Annotated in this window: 18 protein-coding genes and 1 tRNA gene; 16 read left to right on the top strand and 3 right to left on the bottom strand. The window is 58.0% G+C overall.

Annotated features, from left to right (window positions below; translation table 11 throughout):
* From JUF21_RS04885 to JUF21_RS04895, 3 genes are read left to right on the top strand one after another with little or no spacing between them, the layout of a single operon-like run.
* Positions 1–1290 (top strand): pilin N-terminal domain-containing protein, encoded by a 1290-nt coding sequence (locus JUF21_RS04885; RefSeq protein WP_203623919.1) that lies wholly within the window; start codon positions 1–3, stop codon positions 1288–1290.
* Between the two features lie 13 nt (positions 1291–1303).
* Positions 1304–2959, top strand: a complete 1656-nt coding sequence (locus JUF21_RS04890; RefSeq protein WP_203623918.1) for a SpaH/EbpB family LPXTG-anchored major pilin — start codon at positions 1304–1306, stop codon at positions 2957–2959.
* A gap of 24 nt (positions 2960–2983) precedes the next feature.
* The gene (locus tag JUF21_RS04895; protein ID WP_203663264.1) at positions 2984–3823 is read left to right on the top strand and encodes a class C sortase; all 840 of its coding nucleotides are present in this window, start codon (positions 2984–2986) and stop codon (positions 3821–3823) included.
* 61 nt (positions 3824–3884) lie between these two features.
* Here JUF21_RS04895 and JUF21_RS04900 read toward each other — a convergent pair whose 3' ends face one another.
* Positions 3885–6422 (bottom strand): excinuclease ABC subunit UvrA, encoded by a 2538-nt coding sequence (locus JUF21_RS04900; RefSeq protein WP_203663266.1) that lies wholly within the window; start codon positions 6420–6422, stop codon positions 3885–3887.
* Between the two features lie 33 nt (positions 6423–6455).
* Between JUF21_RS04900 and JUF21_RS04905 the strand changes: the two genes are divergently transcribed.
* Positions 6456–7187, top strand: a complete 732-nt coding sequence (locus JUF21_RS04905) for a nitroreductase family protein (RefSeq protein ID WP_203623915.1) — start codon at positions 6456–6458, stop codon at positions 7185–7187.
* Here JUF21_RS04905 and JUF21_RS04910 read toward each other — a convergent pair whose 3' ends face one another.
* Positions 7188–7610, bottom strand: a complete 423-nt coding sequence (locus tag JUF21_RS04910; RefSeq protein WP_203623914.1) for a MarR family winged helix-turn-helix transcriptional regulator — start codon at positions 7608–7610, stop codon at positions 7188–7190.
* Between the two features lie 89 nt (positions 7611–7699).
* Here JUF21_RS04910 and JUF21_RS04915 point away from each other — a divergent pair, with 89 nt between their 5' ends.
* The 5 genes from JUF21_RS04915 to JUF21_RS04935 all read left to right on the top strand — a co-directional run bounded on the left by JUF21_RS04915 (position 7700) and on the right by JUF21_RS04935 (position 10747).
* The gene (locus JUF21_RS04915; protein WP_203623913.1) at positions 7700–8344 is read left to right on the top strand and encodes an HD domain-containing protein; all 645 of its coding nucleotides are present in this window, start codon (positions 7700–7702) and stop codon (positions 8342–8344) included.
* A gap of 86 nt (positions 8345–8430) precedes the next feature.
* Positions 8431–8503 (top strand) — tRNA-Thr (locus tag JUF21_RS04920).
* A 59-nt stretch (positions 8504–8562) separates the two neighbouring features.
* On the top strand, positions 8563–9192 hold the full coding sequence (locus tag JUF21_RS04925) for a pentapeptide repeat-containing protein (protein ID WP_203623958.1): 630 nt from the start codon (positions 8563–8565) through the stop codon (positions 9190–9192).
* A 17-nt stretch (positions 9193–9209) separates the two neighbouring features.
* Positions 9210–9881 carry a CPBP family intramembrane glutamic endopeptidase gene (locus JUF21_RS04930; protein ID WP_203623959.1) on the top strand — a complete coding sequence of 224 codons (672 nt, stop codon included), beginning with the start codon at positions 9210–9212 and terminating at the stop codon, positions 9879–9881.
* Between the two features lie 89 nt (positions 9882–9970).
* Positions 9971–10747 (top strand): CPBP family intramembrane glutamic endopeptidase, encoded by a 777-nt coding sequence (locus JUF21_RS04935; RefSeq protein ID WP_203623960.1) that lies wholly within the window; start codon positions 9971–9973, stop codon positions 10745–10747.
* A 157-nt stretch (positions 10748–10904) separates the two neighbouring features.
* Here JUF21_RS04935 and helD read toward each other — a convergent pair whose 3' ends face one another.
* The gene (helD, locus tag JUF21_RS04940; protein WP_203663274.1) at positions 10905–13208 is read right to left on the bottom strand and encodes an RNA polymerase recycling motor HelD; all 2304 of its coding nucleotides are present in this window, start codon (positions 13206–13208) and stop codon (positions 10905–10907) included.
* Between the two features lie 142 nt (positions 13209–13350).
* Between helD and JUF21_RS04945 the strand changes: the two genes are divergently transcribed.
* The 7 genes from JUF21_RS04945 to JUF21_RS04975 all read left to right on the top strand — a co-directional run bounded on the left by JUF21_RS04945 (position 13351) and on the right by JUF21_RS04975 (position 21633).
* Positions 13351–14883 carry an ABC transporter permease/substrate-binding protein gene (locus JUF21_RS04945; protein WP_203623962.1) on the top strand — a complete coding sequence of 511 codons (1533 nt, stop codon included), beginning with the start codon at positions 13351–13353 and terminating at the stop codon, positions 14881–14883.
* Positions 14883–15824 (top strand): ABC transporter ATP-binding protein, encoded by a 942-nt coding sequence (locus JUF21_RS04950; RefSeq protein ID WP_203663276.1) that lies wholly within the window; start codon positions 14883–14885, stop codon positions 15822–15824. The genes JUF21_RS04945 and JUF21_RS04950 overlap by 1 nt, the downstream gene beginning before the upstream one ends.
* A gap of 13 nt (positions 15825–15837) precedes the next feature.
* Positions 15838–17163 carry an NAD(P)/FAD-dependent oxidoreductase gene (locus JUF21_RS04955; RefSeq protein WP_203663278.1) on the top strand — a complete coding sequence of 442 codons (1326 nt, stop codon included), beginning with the start codon at positions 15838–15840 and terminating at the stop codon, positions 17161–17163.
* A gap of 336 nt (positions 17164–17499) precedes the next feature.
* Positions 17500–18516, top strand: coding sequence for a tryptophan--tRNA ligase (gene trpS / locus JUF21_RS04960; protein ID WP_203623965.1), 1017 nt, complete (start codon positions 17500–17502; stop codon positions 18514–18516).
* Positions 18517–18613: 97 nt separating this feature from the next.
* The gene (locus JUF21_RS04965; RefSeq protein WP_125755975.1) at positions 18614–19201 is read left to right on the top strand and encodes a LemA family protein; all 588 of its coding nucleotides are present in this window, start codon (positions 18614–18616) and stop codon (positions 19199–19201) included.
* A 10-nt stretch (positions 19202–19211) separates the two neighbouring features.
* Positions 19212–20081, top strand: coding sequence for a YgcG family protein (locus JUF21_RS04970; RefSeq protein ID WP_203623966.1), 870 nt, complete (start codon positions 19212–19214; stop codon positions 20079–20081).
* Positions 20082–20238: 157 nt separating this feature from the next.
* Positions 20239–21633 carry an MATE family efflux transporter gene (locus JUF21_RS04975; RefSeq protein WP_203623967.1) on the top strand — a complete coding sequence of 465 codons (1395 nt, stop codon included), beginning with the start codon at positions 20239–20241 and terminating at the stop codon, positions 21631–21633.
* The last annotated feature ends 7 nt before the right edge of the window (positions 21634–21640 follow it).

Here is a 21640-nt window from a genome sequence, read left to right on the forward strand (position 1 = left end):
ATGTTGAAAAAACTTCTGCTGTTTGCCGCCGCCGCGGCGTTGGCGATCCCATTTTTGAAACCGCAGGCCACGGCTGCGGCCGAGGCGGCGCCTAAGAACACGGAGATCGTGATCCACAAACGGATCAACCGCGATATTCGCACCACCGCCCGGCCGGATGATGAATGGGGGGATTTCTCCTGGAACTACAACAACACCGGGGAACTTCTTGACCAGATTCAAACCGACAACACCTTCGGCCTGAACGGCGCGACCTTCAAGCTGTTTGATGCCACTTCGGCATACAACGAAGCGCGGGCGAAGGGCCAGCCGGTGAAAGCGTTCGTCGACGAGTGGGCGAATAAGAAACGTAGCGAGGCGTTGAAAGAAGCCGAAGCGGATTTCGCCACTATCGCGGAGCAGACAACCGAAACTAGCACAGTTGCCGGCAAGGCTGAAGACGGGATTGCCCGCTTCACCGTGCCGACCAAAGTGGGTGATCAATACGCCGCCTACCTGATCATTGAAACCGGGGTTGGTGCGGAGTCACTTGTCAACGTCGACTTGTCACGCAAGGCAGCGCCGCTCATGGTGGTCCTGCCGCAGCGCAACTCGGCCAATGAGTACTTGAGCACGATTCACATCTACTCCAAGAACATCGGCTATGTTCGCGATCCGTACTTCTTCAAGTTTGGCCGGACCGCGACCGGTGAGGATGTTCGTCTGGAAGGTGCCGTGTTTGCCCTTTACGAGATTCAAAATGGGCAGAAGCGCTACCTGAGCATGTCCGAAGTGACCGACCTGAAGAACGAATGGGTTGAATCCGCAGACCCGCTCAACGATGACAAGGTGAACAAGTTCATCTCCGACAAGGATGGCCTTGTGAACACCGGCGAACGCTTCCTTCCGTCGGGCACGTACTACTTCGAAGAATTGCGTTCCGTGCCAGGCTATGTGAATGACTTGGGTGATAAGGGCGTTAAAGTTGAAATTCCCACTTCTTGGGAAAAGGAAGACGGCAGCAAAAACCCGGTACTGATCAACGGGGAACCAATGGACGAAACCGAATCCGGTGTCGTGCTGAAGCCGACGATTGAAAAGGGCCGCCCGCGTGTCTACAACGCGCGCAAGACCGACCCTTTCCAACCGACGACGCCAACGACCCCAGCGGCTCCGACCACCCCGGACAAGCCGTCTTCCGGCCGCTTACCGCAGACTGGCAATCTGATCAGTTTTGCGATGATTGCGCTTGGAATGCTTCTGATGCTCTTCGCTTGGCGGACAACGCGTCGCCACCAACTCAACCGATAAGGAGAACACAACAATGACAAAAGCAACTAAACTGACTCGCTTCACGATGGCAGGCCTGATGGTTTGCTCGATGGCCCTCACCACGATGACCACAGTTGCCGCAACTTCCCCAAACGTGACCACGGCGGCGAAGGCTAAGACAGACAATAAGCTACCGGAAACGGTCACCGTCAACGTACATAAGCTCAGCTTCCTTGATGCTGATTCAACCCCTCAGCAAAACACTGGGGCGCAGATGACTTTTGAAGGCTCAAAGCCTGTTCCGGGTGTTCAGTTTGATCTTTATAACATTCGTGGGTTAGTTGATTCCATGGTACCGGACTTGATGGAAAAAGACGAATCACTGACTTTGACAGAGGCGATTAAGAAAGCAACAACGCAAATTAGTCATGAATGGTCGCAAAACAAGGGCACCTGGATTGGCGCCGGTGCTGTAAAGGGCGACAGTGTGATCACAGGCAATGATGGTGTTGCCAAGTTTAATAACGTGGTCACCAAGACGGGTGATAAGTATCAAATCTACCTAGCTGAAGAAGTTCGGAGCGAAACGCTAGGTAACAGCAACATGTTCATGAGCTTGCCGCTAGTTTTTGGGATGCCTATCACGGACGATGAGGGTAAGTACTTCGAGGATATTCACCTGTATGCCAAAAATAGTGCCATCGAAAAGCAAATCACAAACACCAAGGATGAAAATTCTTCAGATGAAAAGGTCTATAACTTCGAAGTTGGTGAAGAAATTTCATACGATGCTCGCGTGAATATTCCGGGTAACATTAAAGATAAGAAAGCCAACGGAGAATACCTCTACAATAAGCTTAACATCAAGGACCAAATGACCGAAGTGGGAACGACCCTTAAAGGAATTGATAAAATCGAAGCCGATGGGGAGGACGTGACGCAGCTCTTCACTGATTTAGCACAACGAACAATCATATCAGGTGACGCAAATAGCAAGGCTGGGTTTACATACAATATTGACTTTGCAACGGCTAATCAGGATAAGCTGACTGAACTGCTGAATGCGATTGCCGGCACGCAGGTGAAGTTTACCTATACTGTTGTGATTAACGAATATGCGGTACCGACTCAAGATATCGGTAACGAATTCGGGGTAACGCTTGGTGATGAATCAATTGTGGCCAAGGCTAAGGAAGTTGAAACCGGGGGCTACAAGTTCACTAAGGTAGACTCCAATGACGACGATATTAAGCTGGCCGGTGCAACCTTTAAGGTTTCACGCCAACGCGGTGATATCACTGAGTATGCCGAGTTTGATGGTAAGGCAACCCTCAAGAATGTCGATGGGGTGTACGCAACGGATGACATTGTCTGGAATGAGACAGGGACAACCTTTGAAACGGGTAGTTCAGTAGGTAACGAGGGTAACCTGCAAATCAGAGGGCTAGAAACCGGTGACTATAAGTTGCACGAAATCAAGGCGCCAGACGGCTACGCTAAGTCTGATACCCCGCTGGATTTCTCGATCACCAAAGGGGCAGATGGCAAGCTTGAACTGAACACCGATAATAATCTGTATGCCGAAGTTGAAAACACCCCGATCGACGGCGTTCTGCCGATCACTGGTTCCATGGGCATCGTGGCCTTCCTGATCGTGGGGACGGCAGCGATGGGCACGGCGGTGATGATCAAGAAGCGCCGCGCGTAATCAACGAAACGGAGATGAGGCTGGATGGCCAAAAAGAAACGTAAAAAAGCGACCCTCTTCACGGACCTGCTCGTGATCATCGTCTTTTTCATTGGCTTGGCCGTCTTCGCTTATCCGTTCGTGGCCCGTGCCGTCAACTTCGTGGTGGTGGAATACCGCCTCAAGCGGGACGCCGAAACCGCGAAAAAGAACGCCGCGGACCGCGAGAAGGCACAAAAGGAATTCAACAAGCGCCTGGCAGAAACCGGGATGCGGCCGAACGCCGATGTCTTCCGGCAGCCGGGTAAAGGGATCCAGGACGTCAGCGCCCTGAAGAAGCACCTGATTGGCGCCGTCACGATCCCCAAGTTGAAGGTCAACGTGCCACTGTACGACACCGTCAGTGACACCCTGCTGGCCTCTGGCGCCGTCGTGCTGCCAGGGACCAGCTACCCGACCGGGGGCAAGAGCACCCACACGGTGATCTCGGCGCACAGTGGGGTCCCGAGCAAGACGCTGTTCGATGACCTGGAGGACCTGAACAAGGGGCAGCAGTTCATCATCACGGTGAACGACAAGCACCTGGCTTACAAGGTCCACCAGATCAAGGTGATCGAGCCCGATGACACGTCCAGCCTCAAGATCGAGGCGGAACGGGATCTGGCCACGCTGATGACCTGCACCCCGGTGGGGATCAATTCTCACCGCCTGCTGGTCACCGGTCACCGGGTGCCGTACTCTGAGGCGACCGCCAAGGAGGCCGACCGCGGCAACCGCCGCGCTTGGTGGCAGAACACTGGGATCATCGCCGTTGCGGTGGCGGCAGTCGCCCTGGTGATCACGCTCATTGTGCGCGCCGTCAAGAAGCATCGGCGGGTGCCGTAGCCAAACTTAAAACGCATCGACAAGCTTGTTAGCCAAGCGAGCCGGTGCGTTTTTCTGTGCCTTAATGGGTAAATTTGGCCAGGTGCGCCTTGAGGAAGGCACCAGTGTGGCCGTCAGTGCTTTGTGCAACTTCTTTTGGCGTGCCGCTGGTGACAATTTGGCCACCGAACCGCCCACCTTCCGGCCCAAGATCGAGCAGGTAATCCGCGTTGGCGAGCACATCCAAGTCATGCTCGATGGTCAAAACGGTTCCGCCGGCGTCGATCAGGCGCTGGAACACTTGCAGCAGGGTCGCCACGTCCAGGGGATGCAGGCCGACGGAAGGCTCATCAAACACAAACAAGGTGCCTTTCTGGGTCCGGCCCATGTGGGCGGTCAGCTTCAACCGCTGGGCCTCCCCGCCGGATAGGGACGGGGTGCTTTCACCGAGGTGCAGGTAGCCAAGGCCCATGTCGTGCAGTGTCTGCAACGTCGCTTCGATGGCAGCCTCGCCTTTAAAGACAGGCAGCGCGGCGTCGACCGACAAGTCGAGCAGATCCGCGATGGACTGTCCGTGCCACTTTACGTCCAGAACTTCTGGGTTGTAACGGCGGCCGCCACAGGTCGGGCAGACTTGCTGCATATCCGGCAGGTACTGAATGTCCAAGCTGATCTGCCCGGTGCCCCCGCAGGTTGGGCACGCGCCGGCAGTGACGTTGTAGGAAAAATTGCTGGCGGTGTAGCCGCGCTGCTGACTTTCCGGCAAGCTGGCGAACAAGTCGCGCAGGCGGTCCAAAATGTTGGTGTAGGTGGCAACGGTGGAGCGCACATTCTTGCCGACTGGGCTGGCGTCGATGGCCACGACTCGCCGTAGCCCGCCGCGGTGCAGGTCTTTGACAAAACTCGGGGCCGGGTTGGTTTTGGTGGCCGTCAGCGCTGGCACCAGCGCGTCAAAGACCAGCGTCGACTTCCCGGAGCCGGAAAAGCCAGACACCACGCTGAGCTGGTTGACCGGAAACTGAACGGTCAGGTTGTGCAGGTTGAACCGGTCCGTGACGGTCAGGCCGTACCACTTTTTGGCGGTGGTTGTCTTTGCCTCAGCGGTTGGGCGCACGATCATCTTGGCGCGGCCGGTCAGGTACGGCCCAATCAGTGAGTTCGACTGTTTGGCGACTGCGGCCGGCGTGCCTTGATTCAGCAAGCGACCGCCCGCCTCACCGGCCCCAGGGCCGATTTCCAGCACCTCGTCGGCAGCGTCAATGATGGCCGTGTCGTGGTCGACCACAACGACTGAGTTGCCTTGGTTGACCAAACTGCGCATGACGTCGATCAGGCCGGCGACGTTAGCCGGGTGCAGGCCGATGGAAGGCTCATCCAGCACGTAAAGGACGCCGGTAGTTTGGGTGCGCAGGGTGCGGGCCAGCTGGATGCGCTGAAGCTCGCCGGTGGACAGGGTCGCGCCGGCGCGGCTGAGTTGCAGGTAGGACAGGCCGAGGTCGATAAGCGGTTTGAGCACCGTGGTCAGCTCGCGCAGCACATCGTGCGCCAGCGCCTGCATGTCATCCGGCAGCCAGGTGTAGATGGTCGGAATGAAGGCTTCCAGTTCGCTGAGAGTCATGTCTGAGACCTCGGCGATGTTTTTGCCGTTGATTAGCTGGTGCAGGAGCTCTGGACGAAAGCGGGAGCCATGGCAGGTCGGGCAGACGTCGAAGCGGTAGAACCGGTTCAGGCGGGTGATGGCCCGCTCGTTAGTGGTGGTGGCCATCGAGTCCTCAACGGCGTTAAAGGCATTTTCGTACATCGCGTTGTTCATGTGGAAAATTTTGCCAGTCTTGGACGGAATGTTGATAGCGTAGGTCTGCTTTTTGCCGTGCCAGACCATTTCTTGCTGAGCCGCAGGCAGATCCTTGAACGGCGTGTCGATGTCGATGCCGATCTGCTGCGCCACATTCATCATAAAATTGCGGCCAGGCAGGCGCCATGAAGCCACGGCCCCTTGGCGGATGGTCAGCGATTGATCAGGAATCAGCCGCTCTGGCGCAAGGGTGCGCGCGACCCCGGTGCCGTTGCAGGTGGGGCAGGCGCCAGCTGCATTAAAGGCGAAGTCCTCGGCGCCAAAGGCCTTAAATTGCGCCCCGCAAACGGGGCAGGTCAACATGCCCATGCCGCTGCCTGGCTGATTCGGCAGATCCATGAGGCGGGCGATCGTCAGCGTTGGTGGCAGCTGGTGGCCGTTGGGACAGCGCACCGAGCCGAGCCGGGAAAAAGCCAGCCGCAGCACATTCAGCGCCTCGGTCGTGGTGCCGACGGTGGAGCGTATGCCAGGCACGACGGGCCGCTGGCGCAGCGCGATGGCACTGGGAATGTGCTCGATCGACTCGACCTGCGCGTGGCCGACCTGGCCCAGGCGGCGCCGGGTGTAGGTCGACAAGGCGGACACATACCGCCGCATGCCTTCCGCGTACAGGACGCCCATCGCCAGTGAGGACTTGCCGGAGCCGGAGCGGCCGGTGATGGCGACCAGCTTGTGCAGGGGGATGTCAACGTCGAGGTGCTTGAGATTGTGCACGGCTGCCCCGCGCACCTTAATTGCTTCTGGAATCGTGGTAGACTTAGACATTAGAAAACCTTCTTTGAGAAAAGAGTGACTTTTATGACCAATAATCATAGCGGGTTGCATCACCGCAGCATTCGCAAATTCAGTGCGGCTCCGAGCCTTGCGCAGCAGCAGACCCTGGAGGACGTGGCCCAGGCGACAGCCTCAAGCAACTTCTTGCAGCAGGTCACGCTGATTAAGGTGACCGATCCGCAAAAGCGTCAGCGCATTGCAGACCTCACGAACTGCCCGTTTGTGGCAGGTGAGGGTCTGCTTTACGTGTTTGTGCTGGACCAGTACCGCAATATCGAAACTGCTCACCTGACAGAAGAACAGGCGGCTCATTTTACCGGTTGGGCCGGCTTTTTCGGCGGCGTTGCCGACGCTGAACTGGCCGCGCAGAATGTGCTGGCTGAAGCCGAGCGAAACGGGCTGGGTGGGTGCTTCCTGGGCAGCGTCTTGAATGATCCGCGGCAGATGCTCGCCTTGCTGGCCTTGCCGCGCTTCACGTTCCCAGTGCTCGGCCTGATGGTCGGCGTGCCGGCGGAAGCACCGCAGCAGAAGCCGCGGCTGCCGCACGCCGCTGTGGTCGGTGAAAACGCCTATCCGGCTGCCCAAGACCTTAAAGATTATGATACCACCCTGAACAATTATTACCGGACCCGGGCGTGGAACGCCCGCGAGGAGACGTTCACCGACAGCCTTTTGGCGTATACAAAAACCGACCTCCATCATCGCCTGGAGATCGGTCAGATTTTGCGCGAGCAGGGCTTTCACCTGCCGCAGTGATCACTCATCGGCGCCGACCAGGACCTCATTAGCCTGATCGAGCAGATTGATCAGCTTGTTGAACTTCTTTTTGCCGAGGCCTTCGCGCAGCGCGTTCATCGGCTTGAAGTAGTCATCGCTCATGTCCCGCACCGCCTGCTTGCCATCCTCAGTGAGGGTCAGGGTGAAGCTGCGGTTATCATCGGGGTCGATGGTCTTCATGAGCAGCTGATCATCGAGGAGCGGCCCCATCATTTTGGTGATCGCCGCCTTGGACAAGCCCATCGCCTCAGCAAGCTCAGTGGGCGTTGGCGGCACCGGTTCCGCCGCAACCCAAAACAGCAGGTTCTGCTGGGCAACGGGGCGGCCCTCGGCGCCGTCGCTGGGCGTCAGGCGGCTAAACTGATTCAGGGTCTGATTGATTTGTAAATGGCGCAATTTCACAGTACCACGTCCTTTCGCGGCGGGCTTTCGGTCACTATCTTAAGCATACCGAGATGAAGGCGTGAAACGCAAAGGAAAAGGAGCGGCTGATGACCCAAGAAGAACAATTGATGGCCTACGCACAAAAGGTGCTTGGCAAAGACGCGAGCGGCCACAACATGGACCACATTCGCCGGGTGGTGGCGACCACTAAGACGCTGCTCAAAGGCACGCCGGCTGCCGATGCGACCATCGCGCTGGCGGCGGCGACCCTGCATGATACGTACGACGATAAACTGGTGGCCGATGTGGCCGCAGCCAAAAAGCGGACCGTGGCGGCGATGACCGCAGCCGGATTGACGGCGGCACAGAGAACCGCCGTGCTCGCCATCATCGATCACATGAGTTTCAAGGCCAGTCTGGCGTGTAAACAGCCGCTAAGTCTGGAAGGTCAGCTGGTGCAAGACGCCGACCGGCTGGATGCCATCGGCGCCATCGGCATTGCCCGTACTATGATGTACGGCGGCGCGCATGCTACCCGCCTGTACGACCCGGCCTTGCCGCCGCGCACGCAGCTGGACGCGGCCAGCTACCGGCAAGGCGAAAGCACCATCATCAACCATTTTCACGAAAAGCTCCTGCACTTAGCCGCTCAGATGAACACGCCAGCCGCTCGCCGGCTCGCCGCGCATCGCCAGCAGGTGATGACAGATTACCTGGCTGAGTTTGGCGCCGAGTGGCGTGGCGAAAAATGAGGCACTTTTTAGGCGTGTAGGGTTGCAAGGCACTGGGGATATATAGTATATTGTTTAGGCAGTTGTTTTTAGGTAAACAACCCCATGCCGTTTTAGCTCAGCAGGTAGAGCGCATCCATGGTAAGGATGAGGTCACCGGTTCAAATCCGGTAAACGGCTGCGGTGGCCCGACAGAGATGTCGGGCCTATTTTTTCGCCATTTTTAAAAGTATGCTAGGATGGAACTCATAATTGACAAGGCGGTGGCAGCGATGATCAAGGGGCAGACCCTGAGCCTAGACGAGGTGCAAGAGGACCAGACGTACAGCGGCTGCAGCTTGACGGTGTCCAGCGAAGACATTCGACTCTCCGGCGTGACGTTCGCCAACTGCCGCTTTGCGCAAACCGATTTTCGCGGCGGCGAGTGGCTGGATTGCACCGTGAAAGGCAGTCGCTTTCTCACCGCGGATTTCACCGGCAGCGTGATGTACCGCTGCCGCTTTGAAGGCTGTCAGCTGATGGGCGCCGACTTCACGCGCAGCACTTGGCGCGAGGTGACGGTGCAGGACTGCCAAGCCACATACTTGATCCTGGCCGAGGCCAAGCTCAAGAACGTCCAATTTGTTGACACCAAGCTGACCGAAAGCAGTTTTCAGGCCGCCAGCATGGTTAAGCCCGGACTCAAAATTTTCGGCGGCGACGTGACCGGTGCGGATTTTTCCGACGCCAAGCTTTCGCAGGTCAACTTGGCCAAAACGCGCTTTGACAGTCTCTTGTTCACGCCGGCGCTGCTGCAGGGGCTGAAAATCAACCAGTTTCAGGCGGCGGTGATCGCCGGCAGCTTGGGTGCGGACATCGTCGCCGAGTGACGCGAAGGAGGATAGCCATGATTAAAACCACACTGAAGCGCCTCGGCATCGTCTTCTTGCTATTTCTGGCATACAGTTACGCCGAGTACATGGTGCTGGTGCCAACGCTTCGCTCCCACGGGCGCGCCGGCACGCTGGTGGTTGCCGGCCTGTTCACGGTGGTGTTCGGGATTCTGCTGCTCCTGCTTTGGCGCACCTACCAGTGGTTCCTGAGCAAAGAGGATGCCGCGCACTGGCACCGTAAACCACTGGATTTAAAAATGGTCGGGTTTGAGGCGCTGATGGTGCTGCTGATGTACGGGGTGCAAATCGCCGGCGGGCTGCTGCAGGCGCACGGCGCGACTAGCGAGCCGGCGAACCAAAGCAGTCTGATGGCGATCATGCAGCAGGCGCCGCTGGCCATGACGCTGATTGCCTGCGTCGGCGGCCCGGCTGTTGAGGAGCTCTTATTCCGAGGCCTGCTGATGCACAGCTTCCCGCACCAGGAAAAAATTGGCTGGCGCGTGGTGGCTGTGGTCCTGTCCTCGATGGTCTTCGGCTTGGCGCACACTTCTTTCACTGATCCGCTCAATTGGGCGATTTACAGTGCTCTGGGCGCGGTTTTCGCGCTGACCTATGCCTACACCGGCGACATTCGGTACTCGATGTTCCTCCATTTTTTGAACAACCTCGCGGCGCTGATGCTGTGAGACGAACGTCCAGCTGCCCTGGGCGGTTTTTTATTTGGCAATCCGCGTGCTGAGGGGCAAAATGAAGGCGATGAGAAAGGGTGGGGAAAATGGATTTCTTTAAGCCGCAGGTCAAACACTTTGGGTTTAAAATGGCGGCAATCATCGTGGCCGGTATCGTCGGGATCTTTGTGGAAATGCTGCTGACGGCTAGGCTTGGCCTGAACGGCGACACCTGGGAGAGCCTGGGTGAAATTGCCGGCGGGCTGGTGATGCTGACCCTTGCGATGTGGTGGCTGCACCTGCCGCTGCTGGCTAAGCCGCAACACGTCCGCCTCGGGATTTTGGCGGTGATGACCATGCTGGTCGTCGGCTGCCTGGATTACGGGCCACTGCCAACGTTTTCGGCGCACCGGCTGGGGCGGGCGGTACTGTTCGGGCTGTCCGCTGGCATTTTTGAGGAGGTAATAACGCGCGGTCTGCTCTTGTTTCTCTTTTATCGCCACACGCCGCGGCACCTGTCAGCGTTTTGGTGGAGCGGGGTGATGTCCGCGTTGTGCTTTGGGGCGATTCACCTGACCAATTTGGGCAGCAACCAGGATCTGAAGCAGACGCTGATCCAGGTGCTGTACGCCACGGCCTTGGGGCTGGGCGCCGCCGGCATTTACCTGCTGACGCACAACCTTGGGTTCACCATTTTTCTGCATGCCTTCTTTGACGCTTTCTCCTACTATTTCTCCCCGGGCGGGGCCAGTGCCGGCTCTTACATTGGGGATAATTGGCAGGACCAGCTGTTCCTCTGGGTCATGGTAGTGGTCCACCTGGCAGTGGGCATCTACCTGATTTGGCTGGTCAGTCGCGAGGCCAAACACCGGGCAGTATCATAAAAACGAGAGGCTGAGACATCAAGCGGTTTTAGCCCAAAGCAAAAGCGCCCCTGCACCACGACTCGTTTTTAGAATCGCGGTGCAGGGGCGTTTGTGCACTTGGGCGTTGCTTGATGGAACGCGACTAGGCAATTTTGTCTCAGTCGCCTCGTTTGCGTTAGTGAGCCGGATTTGAGGCAGCCGCATGGTCCGCGGCGTCGATCGTTTCGTACAAGTCCTTGGGCAGCGCCGCAACCAGCGGGCTCGGCCGGTCCAGCGCGATGAGGATCAGGGTGTGCAAGGCGCGGGACGCCAGGGTGTACAGGACGTCGGCGTCGCTGGCCTGGTCGTAGGTGCCGGCGGAAATGTCAAAGCCGACCACCGCGTCGAACTCCAGGCCTTTAGCCAGGTAGACCGGCAGAATGACGCAGCCGGCGTGGAGCTGATGGTCGCTTGCCGTTAGTAGCTGCACCGGCACGTCGAGTTGCAGCGTGGTGAACAGCTGGGCGGCCTGGGCCGCGTCGCGCGTGAGCACGGCCACCGTCGTGTTGGTTTCCAGCAGCTGGTTGAGGGTGCGAATCAGCCCGGTGCGGTAGGCATTTTTGGGCACGGTCACGAGTTGCGGCTTGGTGCCGCCGCGGGTGAAGGCCTGAATGTGGTCGTTGACCGGCAAGAGAGCCTTGGCGAAGTTGGTAATCGGCAGAGTCGACCGGTAGCTGCGGTTGAGGTTGATCAGGCGCACTGAACTGGTGGCAAAAACCGCTGAGATCTCGTGGATGAAGTCGCTGGGCTGATAGTCGGTCGTGAACACATCCTGGCGCGCGTCGCCGAGCAGGGTGAGCTTAGCCTTGGGAAAGGCGAAGTGGAGGTAGCGCAGCTGGGCCATCGAGTAGTCCTGCATCTCATCGATGAAGACGTACTGGATCGCGTGATTTTGCCCGGAGCCGGCGATCAGGTCGCGCAGGTACAGCACTGGGGCGGCGTCGGCCAGGCGCAGAATGTGGGCCTCAAGGTCGGTTTGGTAGGCGCGGCTCATTTCGGCCCAGACGTTGCCGGCGACCGGCGGCTGGCACTGCGCCAGGAAACGGGCATAGTCCTGGTAGGGGTCGAGGAAGTAATCGTTGTAAATCGCATCGTAAACCGGCGAAAAGGCGTCCTTAACCAGCTGGGTGGCGATGTAGCGCTGCTCATCTTCGCCGTTTTCAAAGCGCTTATCGCCTAAAATGTCGCGGGCTTCGCCAGACGACAGGCTGCCCAGGCGCTCCTGCACCCAGTCGTCGTAAATCGCGAGCTTGATGCGGGTCTTGAGCCGTTTGATCAGGGCGTTCTTGGTGTCGAGGAATTTGTTGGCCGCAGTGGCTTGGGCCGGCTGGCTGGCAAAAATCTTCGTGATGGTTTTGGCGGAGAAGAAGACCTCCCCGTTCAATGTGATATCGATGAAGTACGGGATGCGGCCTGGCGTGTTGGCGTAGGCCTTCAGCTCATCGAGGTAGCTGGCGCGCTCCTTGTAGCGGCGGATTGCCTTGGCGGCTTCAGGCAGACTTTCGTGGTCGCGCTCGTAACGTTCAAACAGGGTCTCGACGTGCAGCCCGGAGAAGCGCTTGGCCAAAAACTCGGCGAGCGTCGCCTGGCGCATGTTCTTTTCCCCCAGCGACGGGAGCACTTCGGAAATGTAATTAGCAAAGAGCTGATTGGGTGAGAACATCACCATTTGGTCGGCGTCCAGGTCCTTTTGGCTGTGATACAGCAGGTAGGCGACGCGCTGCAGCACCGCCGAGGTTTTCCCTGAGCCCGCCACGCCTTGCACGACCAGCAAGTCGTGCTTGGTGTCGCGAATGATGTCGTTTTGCTCCTGCTGAATGGTCGCGACGATGTTCTTCATATAAACGTCGCTTTGCGCGCCTAACACGGATTGCAGGATCTCATCGCCGACGGTTTCGTCGGTGTCGAACATGTTGGTGATGCGGCCGTGCTCAATGGTGAACTGGCGCTTGTTGACGAGCTCGACGGTTTCCGGTCCGAAGGGGGTGGTGTAGGTCACCTGCCCCAGCGTCCCGTTGTAGTATATTGAAGCAATCGGTGCGCGCCAGTCGTACACCAGAAAGTCGTCGTCCTGGTCGATGAACGTGCCCAGCCCGATGTACAAGGTGTCAGGCTCGCCGTCTTGAATGATGTCGATGCGGCCAAAATACGGCGTGTCTTGCAGCAGGCGCAGGCGCCGCTGCTCTTTTTCCAGAATCTGCTCGTTTTCGACGGCGCGGGCGACCATGGTCTTCTGCTGTTGAACAGCAGCATTGGTTTCCATGCGGTCATCGATTTCGGTGATGTTGACGCGGGTGGCATCACCGTAGGCCCGCTCAATGCGGGTGGTTTCACGGTGGGCCCGGGCCAGTTGCTGCTTGACGATGGTCAGCCGCTGCGTCAACTTGGCCCGCACGAAGTCGACGCGTGCCTGTTCTTCCTGCTTCGTCTGATTTTGCATGGACGCCCTCCTCGCTTAAAAATCGTGCAATCAGTGTAGGCTTTTTGGCCGTGGTTGTAAAGCAGCCCGGTACAAATGTTTGCTTACCAAACGTGGGAAAGTGTTATCTTTAGAGTACATAGAATTAGATACGGAGGACACTATGCAGGCATTGTGGGAGACCTTTTTAGACCAGCGCGGGACGCTGTTGACCAAGCTGGTGGAGCACCTTCAGCTGTCTTTGATCGCGCTGCTGTTGGCGCTGTTGATCGCGATTCCGCTGGGCATCTGGGCCCAAAACCATGATCGGTTTGCCGGTTTTCTGCTGCAGGTGACGGGGATCTTACAGACGATTCCCAGCCTGGCCCTGCTGGGACTGCTGATTCCCATCGTCGGCATTGGCACCGCGCCGTCGATCATTGCCCTGGTCGTTTACGCGCTGCTGCCGATTTTTCAAAACACGTACACTGGGCTGCATGAAATCGACCCGGCTTATAAAGAAGCCGAAGAAGCCTTTGGCATGAGCAAGCCGCAGCGCCTGATCAAGGTCGAGCTGCCGCTGGCGATGCCCGTGATCCTGGGCGGGGTCCGCACCGCGGCCGTTCTGATCATCGGCACTGCTACCCTGGCGGCGCTGGTTGGCGGCGGCGGCCTGGGCGACATCATCATGCGCGGAATCAACCTGAACGACCCGACGCTGACGCTGCTGGGTGCTTTGGCCTCAGCACTGCTGGCGATCCTGTTTTCCTGGTTCATCTCGATGTTTTCCAAATGGCGCTGGCAGGTGTCCGCCGTGGTTTTAGGGGCGTTGGTGCTCGGTTTTGGCGGCTATGCGACCTATCAGACGGTGGCCCCAAAGCCGGAGACCATCATTGTGGCCGGCAAGCTGGGCTCTGAGCCCGAGATCCTGATCAACATGTACAAGGATCTGATTGAGCAGGCGGATGCGAACGTGAAGGTCGAACTGAAGCCGAACTTTGGTCAGACCAGTTTTCTCTACAGCGCACTTAAAAGCGATAAAATCGACATTTACCCTGAATTCACCGGGACGGTTGTCAGCAGCCTGTTGAAGCCTTCCAAGAAGCAGGCCGCGCAGATTGCTGAAGGCCAGGACCCGTACCCAATCGCCGAATCCCTGCTGAATCAGCAGGGCCTAAGCCTCGGCAAACCGATGGCCTATAACAATACCTATGCCGTCGTCGTCAAAAAGGCCTGGGCCGAGCAGAACGGGGTCACGAAGATCTCGGATCTGACCAAGCTCAACACGCCGCTGAAGGCCGGGTTTGATGTTGAATTCAACGCGCGCGAGGACGGCTACAAGGGCATCCAAAGCAAGTACGGCGTCAGTTTCACGGTCAACACGCTGGATTCCTCAATGCGTTATCAGGCGCTCAACCGCGGCCAGGTGCAGGTGACGGATGGGTACTCGACCGACTCGCAGATCCGCCAGTATCATTTGCTGGCCCTGCAGGATGACCGCAAGCTGTTCCCAGTTTACCAAGGCGCCCCGCTGATGCGGACGCAGTTTGCCAAAGATCATCCTAAGCTCACCGCCGCGCTGAATCAGCTGGGCGGTAAGATTTCTGAAGCGGATATGCAGGAAATGAACTACGAGGTCAACGTGCAGGGGAAGTCGGCCAGTGCGGTCGCCAAGACTTACCTGACCAAGCATGGCCTGTTAAAGGAGGCGCGCTGATGACCAAAGACGTCTTGCGTTTTGAACACGTGGTCAAGCAGTTTGAAGGCACTACCGCGGTCAAGGACCTGAACCTGACAATCGGCGACGGCGAGCTGTTCGTGCTGGTCGGCGCGTCCGGCTCTGGCAAAACGACCACGCTGAAAATGATCAACCGGCTGATCGAGCCGACCGACGGCAACATTTACTTTAACGATAAGCGGCTCATTGACACGGATCTGCGTGATTTAAGGTGGAATATCGGCTACGTGCTGCAGCAGATCGCCCTGTTTCCCAACATGACCGTGGCGCAGAACATTGCGCTGATTCCGCAGATGAAGCACTGGTCAAAGGAGCAGATTCGTGAAACGGTTGACGAGATGCTGACTGCGGTGGACCTGGAGCCCAAACAGTACCGCGACCGGATGCCGGCCGAGCTGTCCGGCGGCGAGCAGCAGCGGGTGGGCATTTGCCGGGCGCTGGCGACCAAACCACCGATGGTGCTGATGGACGAGCCTTTTTCGGCGCTGGATCCAATCTCGCGCACCAGCTTACAGGACATGGTGCTGCGGTTACATAAAAAAATGAAAACGACGATTGTTTTTGTCACGCACGACATGAACGAGGCCATGAGGCTCGGTGATCGGATCGCTGTCATGCGTGAAGGGGTGCTTCAACAAGTGGCGACCCCTGAAGAAATTGCCTCGAATCCAGCCAGCAACTTTGTTTCGGATTTCTTTGCCAGCGCCGCCCCAGAAGTGTTGGACACGCCGCTCATCGAACTGCGGCGGTTTGCCGACAGGAGTACTGAGGCGGGCGAGGCGCAGGAGTGCGATCCTTTGCGCGCAATTTTGACCCCGCTGGGCGAGGGCAAATCCGTGACAGTAGCGTGTCAGCAAGGTAACTTTAAGGTAAACGCGACGCAGGTGATGGCCTTTTTGGCCGACGTTGCCAAGGATTAAAGGGGGAGAACACATGCAGCAGTATGATGTGATCGTGATCGGTGGCGGCCCAGGAGGGCTTGCCGCGGCCTATCCGCTGGCTTCAGCGGGTAAGAAAGTGTTGGTCGTGGAGCGCGATTTATGGGGCGGGACCTGCCCGAACTACGGCTGCGACCCGAAGAAAATGCTATACAGTGCGGTGCAGGCCAAAACCTACGCCGCGCGCATGACCAAGGCAGGGCTGAACGGCATCCCGGACATCAACTGGCCCAAGCTGATGGCGTTTAAGCGCGCCTACACGCGCACGGTGCCGAGCGGCACGCGCAGCGGGGTGACTGGTGCCGGCATGATGGCCGTTGATGGTGAAGCGCGCTTTATCGACGAACACACCATCGCGGTCGGTGAGGATATGTACGAGGGGCAGGATATCATTATTGCCACTGGCGTGCAGCCCGTTTTGCCTGACATCAGAGGCCGCGAGCTGATCGCCACCAGCCGCGACTTTCTCGACATGGATCACTTGCCTCAGCACATCGCCTTCATCGGTGCGGGCTATGTCAGCATGGAGTTGGCCAACATCGCCGCAGCCGCTGGGGCGGAAGTTGACGTGATCATGCACGGCGACCGCGCCCTGCGCGGCTTTCCCGAAGCGGCGGTCGATGCGCTGCAAAAAGCCATGCAAAATGAACACATCCACTTCCACGAAAACATTGAACTTAAGCGGGTCGATGAGACACCACAGGGCACGCTGCGGCTGCAGGCCGATGGCTTCACCCTAGACGTGCAACGCGTCTTTGCGGCGATGGGGCGGCGGCCGGACGAGCAGCTGCACCTCAACCGGGCGCACGTCAAAACGACGGCACGCGGCATTGTCGTGAACGAGTTTTTGGAAACCACGACGCCGCACATCTACGCGATTGGGGACGTTGCGGCCACCAGCCAGCCTAAGCTGACGCCGGTAGCGGGCTTTGACGGCCGCTATGTCGCGGAACACCTGCTGGGCAGCGCCGCGCCGATTGCCTATCCGGCGATTCCAACGACGGTGTACGGCAGCCTGGAAATTTCCAAAGTCGGCGTGTCCCCAGAGTCTGCCGCCGGAGATGATCGTTATGTGGTGAAAAGCGAGGACGTGACCCACTGGTACACTTACAACCGGACCCAGGAGACTTTTGCCTCGGTGACCGTGGTTGAGGAAAAGGCGACCAACCTGATTGTCGGCGCCACTGTGGTCTCAAGCAGCGCGGAGTCGCTGGTGAACCTGCTGACCATGGCAATCAACACGAAGACTCCTGCGGATCAGGTGCAACGGATGGTCTTTGCCTACCCGAGTGAGGCCAGCGACATGGACTACCTGCTGTAATCCGGTTTGATTTTGGCATTGCCCGTGCTATCATTAACCTATATTCGCGTCAATGCGGGTGATGAGTAGCTGAGGGCAATTGCGTGCAGGAAGTCGACGATACTGAAAAGTCGGCCGCAGCTTTCAGTGAATTGGCTCACCCAAGGCGCTCGGTGGGTGCGCCTTAAGCCGCTTGAGAGTGCCGGTTTAGTCCGGTGAAGTTAGGTGGTACCGCGCAAAGCCGTCCTATGTAAAGCATGGGGCGGTTTTTTGTTGTAAGGTGCGCCAGCCCGGAGCCCGATTAAAGTCCAAGCCCCTTCCTCAAACATCTCAACAATCAATTAGGAGGATCATTTCATGTCCAAAAAAGTCATTTTAACCGGCGATCGTCCAACCGGCCGCTTGCATATCGGCCACTACATCGGCTCTTTGAAGAACCGCGTGGAGCTGCAAAACTCTGGCGATTACGATACCTTCATCATGATTGCCGACACGCAGGCGCTGACTGACAACGCGCGCGACCCGGAGAAGATCCGGCACTCGCTAATGGAGGTTGCGCTGGATTACCTGGCCGTCGGCATCGATCCGGCCAAGTCGACCATTTTGATTCAAAGCGGGGTCCCGGCGTTGACTGAGCTGACGATGTACTACCTGGATCTGGTCACCGTGTCTCGCTTGGACCGCAACCCCACAGTGAAGACCGAGATCAAGCAGAAGGAATTCGGCGCGTCCGTGCCCGCCGGCTTCTTCATCTACCCGGTCAGCCAGGCTGCCGACATTACGGCGTTCAAGGCCGACACGGTCCCAGTGGGCGACGATCAGGAACCGATGCTGGAACAGGCCCGCGAAATTGTCCGCACGTTCAACCGGACGTACAACAAGGACGTGCTGGTCGAACCGGAAGGGTACTTCCCGGCCAAGGGACTTGGCCGCCTGCCAGGGATTGACGGCAACGCTAAAATGAGCAAGTCCCTAAACAACGGGATTTACCTTGCCGACGATGCCGACACCGTGCAAAAGAAAATCATGTCCATGTACACCGACCCCGACCACATTCACGTGGAGGACCCGGGCAAGGTCGAAGGCAACGTGGTGTTTACCTACCTGGACATTTTTGATCCGGATAAAAAGCAGGTCGCGGCGCTCAAGGACCAGTACCAGCGCGGCGGTTTGGGTGACGTCAAGCTCAAGCGCTACCTCAACGAGGTCATGGAGCAGATCCTGACCCCGATCCGCACCCGCCGTGCGCAGTACGCCGAGGACATGGGTCAGGTCCAGCAGATGCTCATCGACGGGACCAAGCACGCCAACGAGGTCGCAAACCAGACACTCGACGAGGTGCGCGACGCCATCGGCTTTAATTACTTCAAATAAATTGTCTCATTCTTAGGGCTGATGCTGCCTAGTCGAAACATGTTAAACTAGGCGTATCAACCCGTTTTTTTATTTTAGTGAAACGAAGGAGAACGTTATGCAAAAAAAGAAGCTCAGTCCGCTGGCTATCACGTGGATCGTGATCGCGGCGGTCGCAGTCATCGTTGGCATATACAGCATCAGCACCTATAACTCGCTGCAAAAGCAGAACCAGGAAGTCGAGGCGCAGTGGAGCCAGGTCGAAAACGTTATGCAGCGCCGCGCCGACTTAGTGCCGAACCTGGTCAGCTCCGTTCAGGGCTCGATGAAGCACGAGGATAAAATCTTCGGCACCATCGCCAAAGCCCGTGAGAATTATAACAAGGCGAACACGACCACGGCCAAGGCCAAAGCTGATGACCAGCTGAACAGTAGTGTCGGCACCTTGGTTTCCGTCATCCAGGAACAGTACCCGACGCTGGCGTCCAACCAGAACGTGCAAACCTTGATGACGCAGCTGGAAGGCTCCGAAAATCGCATCTCCGTTGAGCGCAAGCGGTACATCGAGGACGTGCGCGACTACAACCAAAGCGTCGTCACCTTCCCGAAGAACCTGTTTGCCTCGATGATGGGGCTCGGCCAGAAGCCGACCTTTAAGGCCAACCCGGGGGCCGACGAAGTGCCGAAGGTCAACCTCGGCGATTAGGAGGCCGCACATGAAAAAACGCTGGCTTAGCGTTTTATTCCTGCTGCCGCTGGCGTTCCTTTTTCTGCATGCCACCCCAGTTGAGGCGGTCAGCTACCCGGCAAAGCCCACTGGCGATTCTTATTACGCCGATGAGCTGAATTTGCTCGAGCCGCAGACGCAAACGCTGATCAATGACAAGAACCGCTCGTGGGAGCAGACTAAGCAGAAGCCCGCCGTCGCCGTGGCGGTGATCAAGTCCTCCGGCGGCGAGGACCTCGGCGACTACGCCCCAGACCTGTTCAGCAAGTGGGGTGTGGGCCAGAAAAACAGCGACAACGGGGTTCTGCTCGTGTACGCCGATAATCACGGCGCCCAGAACCTGTTCATCGAAGTCGGCTACGGTCTGGAAGGGGATCTGCCCGATGCAATGGCCGGCCGTATCCTGCAGGACAACAAGACACTGATCAAATCCAAAAACGATGCCGAGGTCAATAAGGGCCTGCGCAACGTTTTCAACGCGGTCGCGACCGTCATCGACAAAAAGTACAAGTTCAAAACCGATGACAACACGGTGTCCGACAGCCAAATGGCGCAGTACCAAGAGCGCCAACGCAGTGACGAAAACGGCGGTGGCGGCATCCTGGCCACGCTGATCACGCTGTTTATTGTGGTGGCCATCATTGCGCTGTTTTTCAGCGGCGGCAACAATCACCGCGGCGGTCGGGGCGGTGGCACTGGCTTCTGGCTCTGGTGGCTGCTTGGTGACCTGCTGTCCAGCTCTAACCGCAACGACCGGTGGGGCGGCGGCAGTGGATTCGGCGGCGGAGGCGGCTTTGGTGGCGGCTCCGGCGGTGGGTTCGGCGGTGGCTCCTCCGGGGGTGGCGGCGCCGGTATTTAACGCAAAAGTTCGGATTCGGCAGGCTGCGGTCTGCCGAATTTTTTTGTTTTAATCTGCTATATGACGGAATTATATCAACTCGTTTTTACGGGCGCCGCTTCAGGCCAATTGTGATACAGTGATTCAAGGCATTTGGTTTGAGTGGAGGAGGAAATACATGCACACGCTGACAAAGGGCAATCCCATCAAGCTCATCTTCTTTTTTACGATCCCGCTGTTGATTGGGAATATTTTTCAGCAACTGTATAGTTTCATGGATGCACTGATCGTCGGGCGGACCATTGGCAAGGACGCGCTGGCGGCGGTTGGGGCGACTGGGTCGGTTAACTTTCTGATCATCGGGTTTGCGCAGGGCCTGACCGCCGGGCTTTCCGTGCTGACGGCGCAGGCGTACGGCGCGCGCGACGAACGCGGCGTGCGGCGCAGTTTTGGGGTGTCGATTTGGATCTGTGTGGCCCTGTCGGTAGTGCTCACCGCGGCGGCGGCCGTGATGACGCGGCCGATTCTGGTGTTGATGCAGACGCCACCGGAGATTTTGGAAAACTCCGTGGCCTTTCTGCGGGTCATCTTCTACGGGATCGCGGCGTCGATGGCCTTCAACCTGCTGAGCAACATGATGCGGGCGCTGGGCGACTCCCGCACGCCGCTGATTTTTCTCATCATCGCAACCGTCATCAACATCATCCTTGAGTTCACCTTTATTCTCGGGTTCCACTGGGGCGTGCCAGGGGCAGCCTGGGCCACAGTGACTGCGCAGGCGATTTCTGCGGTACTGTGCTGGATTTACATTAAACTGCGGGTCCCACTGCTCAACATTCACAGAAGCGACCTGAAGTTTGACTGGCCTGAGATCAAGCACCACATGGTCGTGGGGATGCCGATGGGCTTTTCCATGTCGATCATCGCCATTGGATCGATTATTTTGCAGGTCATGCTCAACACGCTGGGCACCGATGCGGTCGCGGCGTACACGGCGGCCGGCCGTATCGATCAAATCGCCACACTGCCGGCGTCGTCCTTTGGGGTGACGATGGCCACCTATGCGGCGCAGAACCTCGGGGCTCGCGAGTACGGGCGCATTCGGCGCGGGGTGCACCAGACCTTGCTGCTGAACGTCGGCATTTCGGCGGTGCTGGGGGCTTTGATCATCGTCTTCTCCAAACCCCTGGTCAACCTGTTTCTGGGGCCGAATCAGCCGGCGGTCACGGCGCTGGCGCAGACTTACTTCCACTATAACGCCAGCATGTACTGGCTGCTGGCGATCCTGTTTACGATGCGCAACCTGCTGCAGGGCCTGGGACACACGCTGGTGCCGACCGTTGCTGGACTGTTTGAGCTGATGATGCGCGCGTTTGCCGGCATCGTGCTGGTCGCGCACCTCGGCTTTACCGGTGCGTCAATGGCCAACCCGCTGGCCTGGGTCGGCTCCGTGTTCGTTTTGGTCAACATGTACGTTCGGACGATGCGGCGGATCCGGCAGAAGGAGGACGCCCAAGTGCAAGCTCAGCAAAGGAGCCTGGACGATGCCAACAAAGCAGAGCAAATCAATTGATCCGACT

The organism is Lacticaseibacillus sp. 53-4, from assembly GCF_016861805.1.
Classification (GTDB): Bacteria; Bacillota; Bacilli; order Lactobacillales; family Lactobacillaceae; genus Lacticaseibacillus.

Coding starts and splice junctions, on each gene's coding strand:
- JUF21_RS04885 (WP_203623919.1), top strand. CDS start 1: ATGTTGAAAAAACTTCTGCTGTTTGCCGCCGCCGCGGCGTTGGCGATC.
- JUF21_RS04890 (WP_203623918.1), top strand. CDS start 1,304: ATGACAAAAGCAACTAAACTGACTCGCTTCACGATGGCAGGCCTGATG.
- JUF21_RS04895 (WP_203663264.1), top strand. CDS start 2,984: ATGGCCAAAAAGAAACGTAAAAAAGCGACCCTCTTCACGGACCTGCTC.
- JUF21_RS04900 (WP_203663266.1), bottom strand. CDS start 6,422: ATGTCTAAGTCTACCACGATTCCAGAAGCAATTAAGGTGCGCGGGGCA.
- JUF21_RS04905 (WP_203623915.1), top strand. CDS start 6,456: ATGACCAATAATCATAGCGGGTTGCATCACCGCAGCATTCGCAAATTC.
- JUF21_RS04915 (WP_203623913.1), top strand. CDS start 7,700: ATGACCCAAGAAGAACAATTGATGGCCTACGCACAAAAGGTGCTTGGC.
- JUF21_RS04925 (WP_203623958.1), top strand. CDS start 8,563: ATGGAACTCATAATTGACAAGGCGGTGGCAGCGATGATCAAGGGGCAG.
- JUF21_RS04930 (WP_203623959.1), top strand. CDS start 9,210: ATGATTAAAACCACACTGAAGCGCCTCGGCATCGTCTTCTTGCTATTT.
- JUF21_RS04935 (WP_203623960.1), top strand. CDS start 9,971: ATGGATTTCTTTAAGCCGCAGGTCAAACACTTTGGGTTTAAAATGGCG.
- helD (WP_203663274.1), bottom strand. CDS start 13,208: ATGCAAAATCAGACGAAGCAGGAAGAACAGGCACGCGTCGACTTCGTG.
- JUF21_RS04945 (WP_203623962.1), top strand. CDS start 13,351: ATGCAGGCATTGTGGGAGACCTTTTTAGACCAGCGCGGGACGCTGTTG.
- JUF21_RS04950 (WP_203663276.1), top strand. CDS start 14,883: ATGACCAAAGACGTCTTGCGTTTTGAACACGTGGTCAAGCAGTTTGAA.
- JUF21_RS04955 (WP_203663278.1), top strand. CDS start 15,838: ATGCAGCAGTATGATGTGATCGTGATCGGTGGCGGCCCAGGAGGGCTT.
- trpS (WP_203623965.1), top strand. CDS start 17,500: ATGTCCAAAAAAGTCATTTTAACCGGCGATCGTCCAACCGGCCGCTTG.
- JUF21_RS04965 (WP_125755975.1), top strand. CDS start 18,614: ATGCAAAAAAAGAAGCTCAGTCCGCTGGCTATCACGTGGATCGTGATC.
- JUF21_RS04970 (WP_203623966.1), top strand. CDS start 19,212: ATGAAAAAACGCTGGCTTAGCGTTTTATTCCTGCTGCCGCTGGCGTTC.
- JUF21_RS04975 (WP_203623967.1), top strand. CDS start 20,239: ATGCACACGCTGACAAAGGGCAATCCCATCAAGCTCATCTTCTTTTTT.